16 protein-coding genes and 1 other RNA gene are annotated in these 17205 nt (G+C 40.8%); 13 read left to right on the top strand and 4 right to left on the bottom strand.

The window, feature by feature from the left end:
* Nucleotides 1–122 precede the first annotated feature (122 nt).
* The 3 genes from sufB to AAHF87_RS02210 form a co-directional block, all read right to left on the bottom strand.
* Nucleotides 123–1565 (bottom strand): Fe-S cluster assembly protein SufB, encoded by a 1443-nt coding sequence (gene sufB / locus AAHF87_RS02220; protein ID WP_342146718.1) that lies wholly within the window; start codon nucleotides 1563–1565, stop codon nucleotides 123–125.
* Nucleotides 1562–2026 carry an SUF system Fe-S cluster assembly regulator gene (locus tag AAHF87_RS02215; protein ID WP_342146717.1) on the bottom strand — a complete coding sequence of 155 codons (465 nt, stop codon included), beginning with the start codon at nucleotides 2024–2026 and terminating at the stop codon, nucleotides 1562–1564. The genes sufB and AAHF87_RS02215 overlap by 4 nt, the downstream gene beginning before the upstream one ends.
* A gap of 192 nt (nucleotides 2027–2218) precedes the next feature.
* On the bottom strand, nucleotides 2219–2851 hold the full coding sequence (locus tag AAHF87_RS02210) for a hypothetical protein (RefSeq protein ID WP_342146716.1): 633 nt from the start codon (nucleotides 2849–2851) through the stop codon (nucleotides 2219–2221).
* A 293-nt stretch (nucleotides 2852–3144) separates the two neighbouring features.
* On the opposite strand from AAHF87_RS02210, the gene AAHF87_RS02205 reads away from it, so the two are divergent.
* Nucleotides 3145–4101, top strand: coding sequence for a hypothetical protein (locus AAHF87_RS02205; protein ID WP_342146715.1), 957 nt, complete (start codon nucleotides 3145–3147; stop codon nucleotides 4099–4101).
* Between the two features lie 37 nt (nucleotides 4102–4138).
* Nucleotides 4139–4300, top strand: a non-coding RNA gene (gene ssrS, locus AAHF87_RS07285) — 6S RNA.
* 567 nt (nucleotides 4301–4867) lie between these two features.
* On the opposite strand, the gene AAHF87_RS02200 is transcribed toward ssrS, so the two are convergent.
* Complete coding sequence (locus tag AAHF87_RS02200; RefSeq protein WP_342146714.1) at nucleotides 4868–5626, bottom strand: pteridine reductase; 759 nt, start codon at nucleotides 5624–5626, stop codon at nucleotides 4868–4870.
* Nucleotides 5627–5655: 29 nt separating this feature from the next.
* On the opposite strand from AAHF87_RS02200, the gene AAHF87_RS02195 reads away from it, so the two are divergent.
* The 11 genes from AAHF87_RS02195 to AAHF87_RS02145 all read left to right on the top strand — a co-directional run bounded on the left by AAHF87_RS02195 (nucleotide 5656) and on the right by AAHF87_RS02145 (nucleotide 17202).
* Entirely contained in the window at nucleotides 5656–6840 is a 1185-nt protein-coding gene (locus AAHF87_RS02195; protein WP_342146713.1) for a class I SAM-dependent methyltransferase, read from the top strand.
* 53 nt (nucleotides 6841–6893) lie between these two features.
* Nucleotides 6894–7112, top strand: a complete 219-nt coding sequence (locus tag AAHF87_RS02190; protein WP_342146712.1) for a hypothetical protein — start codon at nucleotides 6894–6896, stop codon at nucleotides 7110–7112.
* A 20-nt stretch (nucleotides 7113–7132) separates the two neighbouring features.
* Entirely contained in the window at nucleotides 7133–7696 is a 564-nt protein-coding gene (gene icmQ / locus AAHF87_RS02185; protein ID WP_342146711.1) for a Dot/Icm secretion system protein IcmQ, read from the top strand.
* A gap of 64 nt (nucleotides 7697–7760) precedes the next feature.
* Complete coding sequence (icmP, locus tag AAHF87_RS02180; protein ID WP_342146710.1) at nucleotides 7761–8888, top strand: type IVB secretion system coupling complex protein DotM/IcmP; 1128 nt, start codon at nucleotides 7761–7763, stop codon at nucleotides 8886–8888.
* 141 nt (nucleotides 8889–9029) lie between these two features.
* On the top strand, nucleotides 9030–11390 hold the full coding sequence (locus AAHF87_RS02175; protein WP_342147861.1) for a TraM recognition domain-containing protein: 2361 nt from the start codon (nucleotides 9030–9032) through the stop codon (nucleotides 11388–11390).
* Nucleotides 11391–11392: 2 nt separating this feature from the next.
* On the top strand, nucleotides 11393–11914 hold the full coding sequence (locus AAHF87_RS02170; RefSeq protein ID WP_342146709.1) for an OmpA family protein: 522 nt from the start codon (nucleotides 11393–11395) through the stop codon (nucleotides 11912–11914).
* A 159-nt stretch (nucleotides 11915–12073) separates the two neighbouring features.
* The gene (locus tag AAHF87_RS02165) at nucleotides 12074–12301 is read left to right on the top strand and encodes a type IV secretion protein IcmL (RefSeq protein WP_342146707.1); all 228 of its coding nucleotides are present in this window, start codon (nucleotides 12074–12076) and stop codon (nucleotides 12299–12301) included.
* Nucleotides 12302–12332: 31 nt separating this feature from the next.
* On the top strand, nucleotides 12333–12971 hold the full coding sequence (locus AAHF87_RS02160; protein WP_342146706.1) for a type IVB secretion system apparatus protein IcmL/DotI: 639 nt from the start codon (nucleotides 12333–12335) through the stop codon (nucleotides 12969–12971).
* A 5-nt stretch (nucleotides 12972–12976) separates the two neighbouring features.
* Complete coding sequence (locus AAHF87_RS02155; protein ID WP_342146704.1) at nucleotides 12977–13927, top strand: DotH/IcmK family type IV secretion protein; 951 nt, start codon at nucleotides 12977–12979, stop codon at nucleotides 13925–13927.
* Nucleotides 13928–13935: 8 nt separating this feature from the next.
* Complete coding sequence (locus AAHF87_RS02150) at nucleotides 13936–16293, top strand: TrbI/VirB10 family protein (protein WP_342146702.1); 2358 nt, start codon at nucleotides 13936–13938, stop codon at nucleotides 16291–16293.
* Nucleotides 16294–16485: 192 nt separating this feature from the next.
* A complete protein-coding gene (locus AAHF87_RS02145; RefSeq protein ID WP_342146700.1) occupies nucleotides 16486–17202 on the top strand; it encodes a hypothetical protein in 717 nt (238 codons plus the stop codon).
* The last annotated feature ends 3 nt before the right edge of the window (nucleotides 17203–17205 follow it).

The raw sequence follows: 17205 nt of genomic DNA, 5'->3' as shown, positions 1-17205 counted from the left end.
GTAGCGCGCGGCAATCCATTGAAAGTCTTATTTTTTTCTGGATAGACACGGCCGCCACTTCGTTTCGGCCTCGCTATGACGGATTTTCTATATTTTTTACTGTGCATAAAATGAGTAATTAATTATCCGATACTACCTTCCAAACTTAAACCCAATAATTTCTGTGCTTCGACAGCAAATTCCATGGGTAATTCTTTAAATACTGCTTTGCAAAAACCATTCACGATCAATGAAAGTGCTTCTTCACTATCTAGGCCGCGTTGTAAACAATAAAACAGTTGATCTTCACTAATTTTCGAAGCCGAGGCTTCATGTTCTATCTGTGCACTTGGATTTTTAACTTCGATACTAGGGAAGGTATGTGCTTTGCAGTTACCGCCAATTAAAAGTGAATCGCATTGCGTATAATTACGCGCATTATCGGCTGTTTCTGCTATTTTAACTAAACCACGATAACTGTTTTGACCATGGCCGGCACTAATTCCTTTCGATAAAATGGTACTTTTAGTATTTTTACCAATATGTATCATCTTGGTTCCGGTATCGGCTTGTTGTCTATGGTTGGTCAGTGCAACCGAGTAAAACTCGCCGACAGAAGCATCACCTTGCAGAATAACACTTGGATATTTCCAAGTAATGGCTGAGCCGGTTTCGACTTGTGTCCAAGAAATTTTTGACTGCACGCCGCGACAATGGCCACGTTTAGTGACAAAATTATAAATCCCACCTTTGCCATCTTTATCGCCAGGATACCAATTTTGCACCGTTGAATATTTAATCTGTGCATGATCTAGCGCGATCAACTCAACCACAGCAGCATGCAATTGGTTTTCATCACGCTGTGGCGCGGTACATCCTTCTAAATAACTGACATAGCTGCCTGCATCGGCGACGATCAAGGTGCGTTCAAACTGGCCAGTATTGGCGGCATTAATTCGAAAATAGGTGGATAACTCCATCGGACAGCGTGTGCCCGGTGGAATGTAGCAAAAGGATCCATCGGTAAACACTGCTGCATTTAAGCAGGCATAAAAATTGTCGGTATAGGGTACAACGGTGCCTAAGTATTTTTTAATCAGTTCGGGATATTCTTGCACAGCTTCGGAAAAGGAACAGAATAAGATTCCCATCGTATGCAATTTTTCTTTAAACGTAGTAGCGACAGAAATACTGTCAAAGACCGCATCTACCGCAACATTGGATAAGCGTTCTTGTTCTCTAAGCGAAATACCCAATTTATCATAAGTACGTAATAACTCCGGATCGACTTCATCTAAACTATTTAGCTGTTTTTTTATTTTGGGTGCCGAATAATAGCTAATCGCTTGGTAGTCGATAGCGGGATAATGCATATAATCAGCCCAGTGCGGTTCGGTTAACGTTAACCAATGGCGGTAGGCTTTTAAACGCCAAGCTAACAAAAATTCAGGTTCATTTTTTTTCGCTGAAATATGACGAATAACGTCCTCATTCAGGCCGCAGGGTAAAGTATCCGACGCGATATCACTGACAAAGCCATGTTGATAATCTTGTTGTAATAATTTGTTTAAAGCAACTTGGGTCATGGGGTGTTCTCTGGTTGCAAAAGAGGGTAGCTTGTTATTGTTTCTAATTGGCTCGGCTTAAGTGGCTGGATGAGGTCCGCCAAACTAATCTGCATGAACGTCGATTGAATAAAGGCGCTAATCCTACGCCAGTTATCGCGGATCGTACACTGTTTTTCTAAGCCACAAGCTCGTAGGTTATGGCTACATTCGGTAAGAGCAATTTGGCCTTCCAATGTTTGAATCACGGTTCCCAGTGAAATATCCGTCGCCGGATAGGCGAGCTGGTAGCCCCCTTTAATACCCCGATTAGCCTGCAAAAGGCCTTCATGACTTAAGCGTTTCAGTAATTTGCTAGCGGTAGGCAAAGAGATGCCAGTATGCTCGGCAATGCTTTTAGCATTAATGGCAATTCCAGGATGCTGTGATAAATATGCCATGATGACCACGGCATAGTCGGTTAGTTTGCTGAGCCTTAACATATAAAATTAATTTTTTATTGTATCCATCTGAAATGGGACTATTTTAGTCCTATTCTCTGCCGAAAACAAGCTAAGGAGTAATCTGGAGTCATTTGCTAGTTTGTTAAACTATTATATGTCTAACGAGTAAATAGAAAATGATGGATTGAATGATAAGCTAGAGGAAATAAAATACTTAGTCAGGAGTACAAGCTACCTATGTAATAGTGGAGCAGTTTCCTCAGTATTTTGCATTGAATTATTCGATAGAATTTTTTTTGAGGATAGATTATAAGATTTAAAAAATCCATAGGTGCTAGCAGCGCCAGCAGCTACACAGCCTATAATAGCAGCGGTAGCAATTCCACCGGTTAAAACGGTCGCAGCCATAGATAGTGTTAGAACTGAAACTCCAAGTGTCAATATAGTCAAAGCCAAACTGATATTTAAAAATAAATAACTATATTTGGCTACTAACTCCGGGTATTTTTTTGCTTCAATATGAAGTTTTGCATTTGACATGATTCGCCCCGGGAGCGTTATTGGGCATGGAATTAAACTTGGCCACATAATTCCTAAAGCAAGGTGATTGAGACTAAGATTAAATGAATCAGGATTCGGAATTTTTGCGAATTTGTTTAAAAACCATTGAGCCGCCACAGCGCAATTATCACCTAAAATACTTGCTGTTTCCTGAGTTTCATCCCAATAAGTTTTCCATTCTTGAGTTATTTTTTCAGGATCTGCTTCAATATCGAAACTGAATACGGAACTGGCTTGTTGAATATAATTTTTACTAGAGTCTAATGCCGATGCGGAATCCCATTCATTCCTGGGTTTTCCCAACGATTAATACGATAAAATTGCTGGTCCTTTTCTAATACAATTTCTATATGAGAGCAGAGACTGTGAAAATTTAAAAGATGCACCTTAATTTTAGCCATAAGCAATTAAACCCATATATTTATATATTTCTTTAAAGTTTACTGCTTGAACATTAACTAAATATTAAGGTAATGAGCTTAAAATAGCTTATAGCTGGCGATGTTGCTGGCAGTAGTAGCATATTTTTGTTGTTAATAATTGTTTAATACAACTCAATTAAAATAAAAAAAATAATAATAAAGAGAAATTCGAAAATGCCAAAATTCACAACTCAGGCTGTCGAAGGTTTCGAGTTGGTTGATGTAGTTCCAGAGGACGACATTGAGCAAGCTGAGGAAGCGACAGAGTTCACACTAATGACGGCCTCTTCAACATCTTCTCCAACTGAAGACTTCCGCTTAAATCCAACGCAATTGAATAACCTCAATTTATCTTATTTGGCAAGATTTGCTGCTAAAAAACACTACCATATTAACGATGGATTTGTAGATACTGGAGACTTGAAAATTCGGACTCATTTTAAACACCTGGCTAAAGACCATGAATTAGATTTTATCGTGTTTCAAGCGGTTTGTGATGTTGCAAGACCAAATGAGCTAAAAATAAATGACTTGGCCTATATCAATGATGTGATCAGAAGTTTTAAAGAAAAATATCCAGAATTAGAGGGTAAACTACTTATCCCTTTAAATCAAAGCCGAGTAGGTAAACGACACAGTGTTTTGGTTGAAGTGCGAATGCTAGAAAAGCAAATAAAAGAGGTAATCTTACATAATTCGCAGTCAAAATGGGGGAATTTAATCTATCCAAATTGTTTGAATGACTTAAATGCTGTTTGTATTAATAGCAAGCATTATCAAATGCAAAAAGATGATATTTCTTGTGGCTTTTTTGTTCATTTTTATATTGAATCTATTTTAGAAAATAAAGAATCTAGTCAATTAAAAAATATCTATGTAACTTTGCAAACCTTGGTTTCTAATCCAACTTTATTAGAAGACACGCTCAATAAAAATTTTGTAGAAAAATATCCTGATGCACGAAAAATTACGGCTTCGGGCGAGGCATTATCTTGGGAAAAAGCAGCTCTTGAAACAGAGTTAGATGAAGAGGAGTATCAAAAAACAAAGGCTAGAGACATAGAGTTTCCAGAGGGGTTTGAAGATAGTGCCGTAGAAAAAAGGGATCAAAAAATGATCTATAGCCGATAATTTGCATTATCCTGATTAAGGGCTACACTTGATTATGAAAGTTCCGTTGGATTGCGCTTGAAGTTTGATCCTAAAAGGTTGGAGATAGTCTTGAAGCATGGTGTGCATGCCTACTTTAAGTAGGAAGCCTAAAGTGTTTCACAAATCGCCATCGTAGCATTGTCGCTTTCAAGTAGATTAAGACACTGGCGGAACTTTTTTCTATTCTGCTTTTAAAAACCCTCGTCTTTTATTTTATTTCTGCGTTGGATCACTTTTTTCGTTGCTCATGCATTTTCCAGTACACTCCGCTATTTAACGGATTTTGAGTGCTTATTTTCATCGTTGATGATTAATATTGCGCCGATTCCTATGGCAAAAGCGGCTATAATAATCGGCAAGAATGATAAAAAAATTTTCATGGTTTATTTTTCCTCAGTCCTAAATATAAAGCTATTATACCTATGGTTGTTAATGATGCGGAAGTTAAGGACAGGGTCCAAAAACCTATGCCTACGTAACGGTTAACAAACACACCTACAACACCTGCGGTAATAAAATTAATGCCTATTTTTCTAAAATCTTCCTTTAGCGCCTTTAAATCAATTGATCTTTCGAGCCTTAACAACACAACATCCTGTATTTTTGTTTTTATTATATTATACCTTATATTTGCTAATATTATATTTTAATAATTCGTAGGAAGCAGAGTAAAAAGTTTATAAATAACCCTGCTTTTCCAAAAAGCATCCAACAAAAACATTCCACAAGCTTTCTAACTATGCGATTAATAACCGAGTGAACGGCCGCCATCAACCGCAATGATTTGACCGGTGATAAAATCAGCGTGGTTAATCAAGAAAACGGCGGTATTAGCAACGTCTTGTGGTGTTCCGGCACGTTTCAAGGCGTTGCGGGCGACGATTTTTTCACGTAAAGCTTGATTAAATTCAGTTTCATCGTCTGGCCACAATACGATACCCGGCGCGATCGCATTGACACGAATGTCAGGTCCTAACTCTTTGGCTAGACTCTTAGTGAGCATCACTAATCCGGCTTTAGCGATACAATAGACAGAGTAATTCTTTAACGGACGTTGCGCTTGAATATCGACAAGATTAATAATGCTGCCTTTTTGCTGCTTGAGATAGCGCGCTGCGCTCTGAGCTAAAAAAAACGGTGCTTTTAAATTGCTGGCCATCACATCTTCCCATACGCTAGACGTGACTTTTGCAAAAGGCTCGGGATAAAAGCTGGAGGCATTATTGATTAGGACGTCAAGCTGTCCCCATTTGCTGATGATAGGTTCGATCAGACCCTCTAACTTGGCGCTATCGCGTAAATCGGCACCCAGCGCAATAGCTGAGTCTGGTCGTTGTTGGTTAAAGCGAGCAGATAAGTCAGCAGCCTGCTGGACAGATTCTCGATAATGTATCGCCAAACGCATGCCTAGCTGATGACAATGTTGGGCAATAGCGGCGCCGACGCGTTTTCCGGCCCCGGTTATTAGCACTACTTTATCATTTGCTTTAGAATCATCTGACATGATTTTTGCCTTAAATAGTTAGAGTAATAATGATAAAAATACCGCAAGGTTTACCTGTTCCGGCTGCTATGCTGCAAGCTCAAAGTGAGCAATTGTGTCAATTGATTCGCAAAGAAATACGGCATCAGGTATCGGCTTCCATCAGTTTTGCACGATTTATGCAGTTGGCATTATACGAGCCAAAGTGGGGATATTATACCGCTGCTTTAGATAAATTTGGTAAAGCCGGTGATTTTACTACCGCGCCTGAGATTTCTCCTTTATTTGCGCGTTGCATCGGCCGTCAGTGTCAGCAAGTCTTTTCAAGCTTAGGCGGTCAGTCCGATATTTTAGAAATCGGAGCGGGCACTGGTCAATTGGCCATGGATTTATTGTTTTTCTTGGAAAAAGAGCAGAGTTTGCCTAGGAACTATAAAATTTTCGAAATCAGTCCCACACTCAGACAACGTCAACAAGAACGATTACAGCAACATATTCCGCATTTATTCCCTTTAATACAATGGTTAGACGAATGGCCAGACCTTCCCATTAAAGGAGTGATTCTCGCCAATGAAGTGGTGGATGCTTTGCCCGTGCATCAGTTCTTTTGGTCTAAAAATAGCATACTGGAGGTACGTGTCGGTATTGAAAAGGATGATTTTAAGTATCATCTGGCTCCTATTGATAGCTTACGCGCAAGTCGATTAAGCCAGTTACAGGCGGCTTATTTTCCCGAAGTAAAGGACTATCAGTCAGAAGTGTGTATGGGATTATCTGATTGGGTGGGTAAGCTGAGTGATGCCTTAGAACAGGGGTTGGTGCTAATTATTGATTATGGTTTCCCCGCGCGCGAGTATTATCATCCCGATAGAGCAAATGGCACGTTGCTGTGTTACTACCAGCATCGTGGTCATGCTGATCCCTTAAGTTTAGTAGGCTTACAAGATATTACGGCTTCGGTCGATTTTAGCGGTCTAGCAGGAGCTGCGCTGCAAGCGGGCTTAAATGTGGCTGGCTACACCTCACAAGCCGCCTTCTTGCTTAACAATGATTTGTTACCTTTAATAGAAAAATGTTATGATGAGGTGTCCTCGATGGATGTCAATCGACATGTGCATGTATTAACGTCACCGAGTGAAATGGGAGAGCTTATTAAAGTGATGGGCTTGACCCGAAACTGTGAGTTTTTCCCGCTAAATGGATTTAAATTATACGATAAACGGATGCGTTTGTAGATTGGGTTTATTGAGTTAAAAATTGGTAACGTACAATAAGGATCAAGTTGGCTATGATTTTTTCTGACCGTAAAAATGTTGATAATGATTTTAATGAAGTAGTAAAAACTACTTTAGAAAACTTACGCTACTTAAGTGGTCGGATTAATAGCGTTTCCAAGAAAATAGAAAACCCCAATTTGCTCATTGCAACTAATTGTATTAACTCAATGCGCGATGAAATCCAAACAGTGACTGTTTGCGGGTCTACTCAGACTTTGCACTATAGTTAATTTTCTTAGGGCTTAAATTTATGCTTCAGACTGAGCAAGAAATTCAAGCCGCTTTAGAAATAAAGAAAATATTGGATGAAGGGATCGCAGCGGGTCCATGGCAGGGCAATTTATTTTTAAAAGGGATACAGAAAAAACTAGAAGAGATACGGAATGACTTTGTCACTAAAGTCGGTTTAGATCACCATGAGCAAATGGCAAATGATTTGCTGGCAGCGAGTAGTTGTGAAAATACCGAAGTGTATATTGCCCTTTATCAATCGCAAGGCAGCAACATGAATAAATGGCAAGAAGTTGTCGTTTCATTAGTTAAATATGCTATGGGACGACCAATTTATTGCAATGAAACGGATGTCCGTGCAGCGATTCGTTTAAACGATAGAAATTTAAATCATGCATACGTTGCAGTAAACGTGCACAGCGATGCGATTTTGTCCGATGAGAAGGGCGGCCGTACTGATCGCGAAGGACGTAAGTTAATTAGCTTATCAGAAGCGGCAATACAGCTGAAGAATATCGTGCGCTTGGTACATGCCACGGGACAATATAAGTTGGTTAGAAATTTTTTAGTTAAACAAAATTGAATTAAATAGAAAAACGTACTCCAACAACTCGAGTGTGAAGAGTATACAAAAAAATAAATAACTTATGGCCGCACCAGCACAACAACAGCAATCCGGAGATAACTCACTTGCTCCATTATGGATCATTTTATGCATCTTTTTGTTAGGATGGTTGCTTTGGGCCTTTTTTCACACACAAATTGTTGCCTTTGCCTTACAGATTAAATTCTGGGAATCGCGTTTAATTTCGTTGGTATTGCCTTCTATGGCACTGCTTCCGGCGAGTATCCAGGACTTAATTCCCGCGCAAGTCGCCTTTCCACAATTATTAGATATTAGTCGTGAAGTCGGTAGTTATATACGTTACCCGATTATTGTGGTTCTTGTAGTATTAGCGTTAATTATTTATTTCGGTCATATTAATTTACAGTTTAAAAAGTTTTACAATATGGACACGCTTGCAGAAGCAGAACGGAAAAATTGGCCACAGATTTCGCCGGTCATTAAGCTTGATTTAGTTAAGGAAGATATTGATAAAGGGCCTTGGGCGATGGCATCATCACCGATGCAATTTGCCAAAAAATATCAACTGTTAACGGAAGAAAAAATCATTCCTTCCATGACTATGACAGCAAAAATGCATAATCAAAGGACGGTAAGTATCAAGAGAGAGGCCGCACATCACGTTTTCGTTATGCAATGTGGAGAATATTGGCAAGGTAGCCACTATTTAAAACCGGAGACTAAAGCTTTATTTGCCATATTTGCTGCAAGAGCTAATCGCGATCGCGATGGTGCATTGAAATTATTATTACAAATCGCCGAATCGACCAGCAGTGGACGACTTGATTTTTCGGGGGTTGACGCCTTATTAGAAAAACATAAAAACAATAAATTGGTCCAACGAGTGATGCATAGTCACGCGTATGTTTTAACGGTAATGGCTTCGATGTTAGTTTTAGCAAGGAGGGAAGGGGTTTTAGCAACGGCGGATTTCTTATGGCTTAAGCCGACCGATAGATTATTATGGTTTATGTTAAATTCAGTTGGCCGTCAAACCTCTTTTGCAGAAGTAAGCGGTCCATTTGCGCACTGGAATGTCGAGCGAGCAATGGGCCGAAGACTCATGGTTCCTATGGTAGACGAAGCGGTGAATGGTTTGGAAGCTGCGATTAAAGACATACTTTATATTCCTGATTCGGAAGAAGGGTGAGAGGTATATTATCGTCATTGCGAGCGCGTAGCGCGCGGCAATCTAGAAAATACGTAACTGAATGGATGGCCACGCTCAACTTCGTGAGCTCGCCAGGACGGAATATTAATAAAGCTGAGAGTTGATTACGGTATGGTAGCTATAGCACGTGGTTTAGAACAAAAACACGAACAAGATCCGCGTAAATTATTACGAGATACGCGTACGCTATCCCAGCGTTTTGTCGATTTTTTCAAAAACCCTTCGGCAGTGACGATTTTATTAGTAGGTTTTGCCTCGGGCGCATTTTTTATTCCGGCTATTGCCGATATTATTTTTCTACTCGGTATCTTTTCATTTCTTTATGCTTATACACGGAAAACCAACTTACCGTTTCGGATGCCGCAACGTTCGCATCGATTAGATCACAACGATTTGAAAGCTGGGACCAATAAGCCGCAAAAAGCCCGCGGCATCTGCTTGTTTGGTAATGAAATATCAAGTGGCGAAGAATTATGGTTTAGCAACGATGATATGCGCACACATTGTTTAATCTTTGGCTCTACCGGTAGTGGTAAAACCGAAGCATTAATATCGCTGGCTTTCAATGCATTGGTACAGGGCAGTGGTTTTATTTATGTGGATGGAAAAGGCGATAACAGTTTATTTGCAAAAGTTTTTTCTATGGCCCGTTCCATGGGGCGTGAAGATGACATTTTGGTCGTCAATTTCATGACCGGTGCGCGGGATATTGTCGGACCACAAGAAAAACGCTTGTCGAATACCATGAATCCCTTTGCTAATGGTTCTTCGAGCATGCTATCGCAGCTCGTGGTCAGTTTGATGGATAGCAGTAGTAATACACCAGACGGTGATATGTGGAAAGGTAGGGCGATAGTCTTCGTTGAAGCGTTAATGAAATTATTGGTTTATATCCGCGATCAAGGTGGAATTTTATTAGACGTTAACGTCGTACGTAATTATTTTGAGTTAACACGCGTAGAAAATATTGTTATCGATAAAATATTTCCACGTGATGGTCAAGAGCCTTTGAGCTTAATGGACGTGCCGGAAGTTGTACTAGAACCGATTACCAATTATCTTATTAACCTACCGGGCTATGATAAATCCAAAAAAGGCAAACAAGTCTCGCAAGTATTAGAACAGCATGGATTTATTACCATGCAATTAACCCGTGTGTTTGGTTCCTTAGCCGATACCTATGGCCATATTTTACGAACTAATTTGGCAGAAGTTGATTTAAAAGACGTCGTTTTAAATCGTCGTATACTGTTGGTGTTATTACCTGCTTTTGAGAAATCACCGGACGAATTATCTAATCTAGGTAAAGTAATCATTGCTTCTTTAAAGGCCATGTTAGCCGCTGGTTTAGGTGAGGAAGTGGAGGGAGATTACCGCGATATTATTGAACGTAAGCCCACCAATTCTTTAACGCCTTATTTATGCGTATTAGATGAATATGGTTATTACGCTGTGCCTGGGTTTGCAGTGGTTCCCGCACAAGCACGGTCTTTAGGTTTCTCTATCGTTTTTGCAGGGCAAGATTTACCTGCCTTTCAAAAAGCTTCAAAAGAAGAAGCAGCATCGATAGGTGCAAACTGTAATATTAAACTTTGTATGAAATTGGAAGATCCACTGGAAACCTGGGATTTCTTTTCCAAAAGCGCGGGCGAAGCTTGGGTGACCAAGGTCGATGCTTTTCAAACACGTGCTGAAAGTGTGATGAATAATTATGCTGATACACGCAGTGCATCTTCAGAGAAACGCGCGCGTATCGATTTGCTCGACTTAAAAGAACAGCGTGAAGGTGAAGCACACATTTTATTTAAATCGAAGATTATTCGTGCACGCTTATTTTATGCGAATCCACGACCGGTGGCACGCATGCGGCTTAATCAATTTTTGAAAGTGGGCTTACCGACTAATCGTTATTTGTTAGATTTGCAAACACGTTTGCAAAATTTTCGGCAAGTGACGGATAAAGAACAATTTTCTCTGCAAAAACTCGACGAATCACCCATTATTACCACGTTGTCGCAAACCTTGTCCGAACATTCTGATCTCAGTCCTATTGCTGCTGCCATGCCTGCCTTATTAGCATTAAATGAGCCTACAGAGACCACTAGAGAAGAAAGTGTCATCGAGGAAGAAGTATCATTACCAGTAAATGAATTGAATGTATTTACTCCATTAACCGCGACACCCGAATTAGCTAGTCTGATGGTGGTGGATAATCCAGAGCAATTTAATGCGGCATTTTTGAAACGTGCTGCGACGCAAAAACAAGTTGCCATAATAGAAAAAGTATCGGGTAAATTTGAAAAACATGCTAATAGTATCGCCACTGAGATTGTTCAGGATATGGCGCTAGCAACCCATTACCCACCCACGCTGCATAACATCTTCCCAGGCGCGGAAGTGGCTAAGGACGTAAATAAATTGCTGGCAGCTATTAAGAAAGAGCGTGAAACGAGCGAACAAAAATCGGATGCAGCGAGTTAATTATGAAAAATCGAATTTTTGTAGTATTTATTTTTTTGTTACTTACCGCCTGTGCGAGTACACCCAAAAAACCACTGAGCCCAGCCGCTCAGCACGCAAATTTGTTAAGCGCGATTAGCAAAGCAGGTGTGCGTAGATTGGAAGTGGGCGATGAATTGCGATTAATTCTTCCTAATGCATGTTTCTTTGTAAACGGCACTTCTCGGTTAAAAGTCAGTGCTTATCCTACATTAGGTTTGCTCGTGACCCTGCTGAATCAGCGAAAAAATATGGGTATTGATGTGTTGACGTTTACTCCCACACCCGATTTAGAACAAGAAACCTCGGACTTAGCAAAACAACAGGCCTTAGCTATTCAAGATTATCTATTAGATCATGGCTTAAATACACGAATTATTGTCGCGAGAGCCTGGGATAGAAATGATCAAAGCGATGAGCGAGGCGTGAGATTTGACGGAGATCAACCGCAAATTCTATCGACTGAGATAAGAACCCGGCATTTACTCCCGGAAGATAGTGAGTGAGGGAAGGGCCTAATAAAATTTAGGAAATGAATGAGTAAATAATCATAAAAACCCTTTTTTTTGGGGAAATTAAATAGTGTATTTAAGACTAGCTTTTTTGACGACTATTGGGTTATAGTTCGTTGAAATAAGGCCGAATTTGACAAAAAGAGGGTCACCGTGGGGAACCGGATTGAGTTGCTTAAATCGCGTAAAGGGTTTTATCGGGATAATTACAACCGCGTCTGTAATGCGCTCTTGCTAACGTTATTTATTATTTTGATGCTGAGTGCATTGGTTATTTATCTGACTATTTTTACGCCTACGCCTGATTTTTATGCAAGCTCTCAAGACGGAAAATTAATCCGTTTAGTTTCATCTGATTTCCCTAGCATTGCGCGTACTTAATTAATAAAAATAATTTTAAATTGAGATGACCATGAAAGAAGATGCCTTACAAGTCGTTAAATTACGTAACGAATTTTATCGGGATAATTATAGAAAAGTTGTCGCCGCTTTGATGTTTAGTTTTTTCGTTATGCTAATTTTGGCCGGCGCCCTATTTTATATCGTCGCACACCCACCTGCACCCCGTTATTTTGCCAGCAGTAGTGATGGTCGTATTGTTCCCTTGGTGCCTTTTTCACAACCGAATTTAAGTAATGCCGCGGTATTAGAATGGTCTAATACCGCGGCTACAGCCGCTTATAGTTATAATTTTGTTAATTATCGACAAGCACTACAACAAGCCGCTGATTATTTTACGCCTGAAGGAAAACAAATGTTTTTTTCGGCGATTAAGAGTTCGAATAATTTACAGGCGGTGATCAGCAAAAAGTTAATTGTTTCGGCTGTAGCGACAGGTGTTCCGGTCATATTAGAGCAAGGTCTATTAGCGGATCGTTACACCTGGAAGGTGCAAATTCCGATGCTGATTACTTTCCAAAGTGCTAGTCAGTTTTCTCAGCAAGCAGTGACAGTGACGATGTTGATAGTTCGGGTCTCGACCTTAACATCGCCACGTGGTATCGGTATTGCACAATTTATTGTATCGGGAGGCGGGGGTATAACCGGTTAACAGGTATGTATTTTTTAACTGTCCAAAAAACAAAGTTACGCGCTATTTTTAATTTTTTAGTGTTCATCCTATTGGTCAATATTTCGGGGCTGTCGATAGCTGCAGAAAGTTCAAGCAAACCGGACACCACTGCATCTGGCAATTCCGCCGAGACTACTGCCGATAGTAAAGATTCGGTTTCTATTCAATCATTGAATAAAGCCGCTTTTGGATCGATGGCACAAACCATGCTGCCGATGTCACCGGAGCAAATAAAACGTTTAAGAGAACTGTTCAATCAGACGCAAGCAGCCGCTGCTACTACGCCGGGTACGCCACCACGTCCCACTATTTCATCGCAATATGTGAAATTAGAACCTGGCGCTACACCAACGGTTATCCGTTTAGCCGAAGGTTACGTGACGACACTGGCATTTCTTGATTCCACCGGTCAACCCTGGCCGGTGGATAATTATGATATCGGTAATCCACAAGCGTTTAATATTCAATGGGATAAAAAAAGTAATTTATTGATGATACAAGCAACCTCCTTATATAACGTTGGAAATCTTGCTATACAGCTACGTGGTTTAGAAACACCGGTGATGGTGACACTAATTTCCGGTCAAAAAGCGGTAGATTATCGAATTGATTTACGAATTCCTGGTAATGGACCCAATGCAAAAGCACTCTTAGGTAGAAATTTACCGCAAAGTGCCGATCCGGCCTTATTAAATATTTTAGAAGGTGTCCCGCCAGCAGGAAATACTGCATTAAAAATTTCGGGCGGCCTCGCCCAAGCTTGGCTAGTAGGCGATCATATTTATTTGCGCACACGTTTAACCTTAATTTCACCCGCTTGGATTGCAACCATGTCGAGTCCAGATGGTATGAAGGCATATGAAATGCCTAAAACACCCCTAATCTTGGGTTTTGAAGATGGACAGTCTATCCAATTAAAAGTTGAAGGGTTTTAAATAATTTTATGAAACTTCAATTACAAAATATTACGCGTTTATTTAAAAATATTCGTACGCGCAGCATTATCATACTAACCGGCTGCATACTGTTATTTGGTTTTTTATATGGTTACATTCATCTTTCTAAAAAATCACCCGTCGAAGAATCGTCCATACAATTAAAAGGATCTCCAGCTAATATCCAATCTGTTCCTGGTGGTGTAGAACAATCACCGTCTGCCGACTACCAACGTTTGCAAGCACAACAAAACCTGGAGCAAGCGGCTATAGCCGAAAAAACCGGTGCGAGTGCTATTCCGACCTTATTGGACTCTAACCAGTTTAATCAAATAGGACAGAGTGTTAATGGTAGTTCGCCTTGTCCATCGATGAATAATGGCTGTTCACCTTGTGATGCCTGTGCAAAATACATGGCGTGTGCTGGCGTACAGTTGGCACTAACGCCAGTATCCTCGCTACAGCCTAGCCAATTGAAGTCGGGAACTTTAATCTATGATACGCAAGGAAAAGTGATTGGGCATCTGGGTGTCGATGGCAAAGTACGGGATGCTAATGGGCAAATTATAGGCCAAGTGGGCCCGGATGGTTTAGTCCGATCAGAAGATGGAACGGTTATTGGGAGTGCTGCTGTCCCTGCGATGGGGGATGCCGTTTATGATGTGGCAGGCCGATTAATAGGTACGGTAGGTCGAGACGGAAAAGTGAGGGATGCAAAAGGTCGCGTAATTGGCGTCGTAGGTCCGGATGGTATCGTACGTAATCTAAAAGGCGCAGTGATTGGTAAAGTAGTCGTTCCCAAAGCTAGCATTGTTATTCCGGCTTATGATAAAAAAGGTCATCTCATTGGTACAGTGGATGCCGATGGTAAGCTAAGAGATGCCAATGGACATATTATTGGTGAAGTTGATGCGGATGGTTCGGTTCGAAATGCGGAGGGTGATATTATCGGTAAAACCGGTGTCAATATGACCGGCGCCCCAGTTTATGATCCCGAAGGCCATTTGCTAGGCACTATCGGCGCTGATGGTAAGTTAAGAGACGCTGCAGGAAATATTATCGGAGAAGTCGATGCCAACGGTGTGGTGCATAATCCAGCCGGCAAAATTATCGGCCATGCTTATTTAAAGGGAACCCACGAAAAAAGACATGCCATTCCAGGCACGCCGGTTTACGACCATCAGGGTAAATTATTAGGAACACTGGATAGCGACGCTGAAGTACGCAATGCACAAGGTAAGGTCATTGGTAAATTAGATACTGACGGTTTGGTACGCGGATTACATGGGGAAATAATTGGAAAACTCGGCGCAACCGCACCTGGCACACCGGTATATGACAAGCTAGGCCATTTAGTGGGTACCGTGGGTAGTGATGGGATCGTTAGAGATGTACAAGGTAAAGCTCTAGGAAAATTAGGAGCGGATGGCATCGTTCGCGATTCGCAAGGGAATCCTATAGGGAGTATTACACCACCACACAGAAATACTACTGCATTACCAAGCAACGATAATAATGCAACAACGACTAATGCAGCGGTTAGCTTACTCTCAGAAACTACAAATAAACCCAATCCAGAATTACAAGCCATTTTAGATAGACAAGCACAACAAATCTCAGCTCAGAAAGCCGATCAATTGCAGCAACAAATGCAAGGTTCGATGAGTACACAAGCTAGCCAACTTTTTGCAGCGTGGACTTCGCCGAATCAGCAATATGTCGCAGGAACTCCGGATTTAAATCGTCTCGGGGCTGGTTTAGGTGGCGCATTGACTGGATCTCCAGCAGGCGCCAGAGCCCCTGCTGTAAAAGCGGGAACGATTATGTACGCAGTGCTATTAACGGCGGTCAATAGTGATGAGCCAGGCCCCGTACTTGCTGAGATTGTACAAGGTAAATTTAAAGGCGCCCGTATAATGGGTACCCTAAGTAATCAAGGTCAAAAGGTTTTACTTTCCTTCAATACCTTAACCTTACCCAAATTATCCGAAAGTGTGGCAATTAATACCGTTGCTATTGATGAGAATACCGCCCGTACCGCTTTATCCAGCGATACCAATAATCATTATTGGTTACGTTATGGGACTCTATTTGCTTCTGCTTTCATCCAAGGTTATGGACAATCTTTTATAAATTCGGCGCCAAATTATAATATTTCGCTATTCCCATCGCCAACGCCCGATCAGCCACAAAAAAACAATCTATCGCCACGCGATAGAGTTTTTGTCGGTTTAGGTCAAGTCGGTTTGCAATATTCATCCGTATTGAGAAATATATTCAATACACCGCCGACAGTAAAAGTTTTTTCAGGAACACCCATGGGCATATTATTTCTTTCCGATTTAGCGGCATTACCGACGAGTTAAGTTTTATGCTTAATTATATTTACAGACCTGTGTACAGTACAAAAATTAAAAATAACTCGTCATGGCGAGGCCGAAACGTGAGTGAGGCCGTGGCCTGCCACGCACCTACGGTGGTCGCAATGACGATTAATATTTTACCCGCTCGCAATGAGGGTAAAGCTTTATTACTATTCACAGCAAAATGAGGCGATAATGGATAAGAAAAATTATAATTCTGATGAAGAATACAAACTTCAGGATTCAACAACAGAATCAGAGTCACACTTTTCTGGCGCAACGAATAGCCCCGATCCGGCATCGGCTATTTTGGAAAAGACCCAACGCCATCATATTTTTTTAATTGTATTTATTATTTTTGCTAGTTTGGGCATTTATAAACTAGTAGGAACCATAGTACACAGAATGCATGCTACGTCTAAACTTATCGTCGACCATCCGCCAAAACCTGCTGTACCGGTAATCACAGCGGCGGTGCAAGCTAACATGGCGCTGGATAATCGTTTCAATCATGTAGAGCAAGAACAACGTGAATTACAATCGCATTTGCAAGCGTTTGATTCGGATCTAAGCGATATTAAATCCACTTTAGCGGATCTTAATTCGCGATTAGTCGATATGAATGAGCAAACTCAATTGTTACGGTCGCAACAAGAAGCTTTTTTGCAAAAGCAGCAAAAAACAGAAACTAAACTAACCGAAAGAAAAAAATCCGCGCCTAAACCTATTTATTATGTGCGTGCCATTATTCCGGGTCGTGTGTGGTTAACTTTGCAAGATGGTTCGACGCTCACTTTAGGAATGGGCGATAAATTGGTAGGTTATGGTGTTATAACAGCGATAGATCCCAATCAGGGGACTATCACATTGAGTTCAGGCGCCATTATTGGTTACAACCCAGATGATAGATAATTA

It is taken from the genome of Rickettsiella endosymbiont of Aleochara curtula, assembly GCF_964030935.1.
Classification (GTDB): domain Bacteria; phylum Pseudomonadota; class Gammaproteobacteria; order Diplorickettsiales; family Diplorickettsiaceae; genus Aquirickettsiella.
Note: the sequence above shows the minus strand (reverse complement) of the source record. Positions and strands in the feature narration are given on the sequence as shown.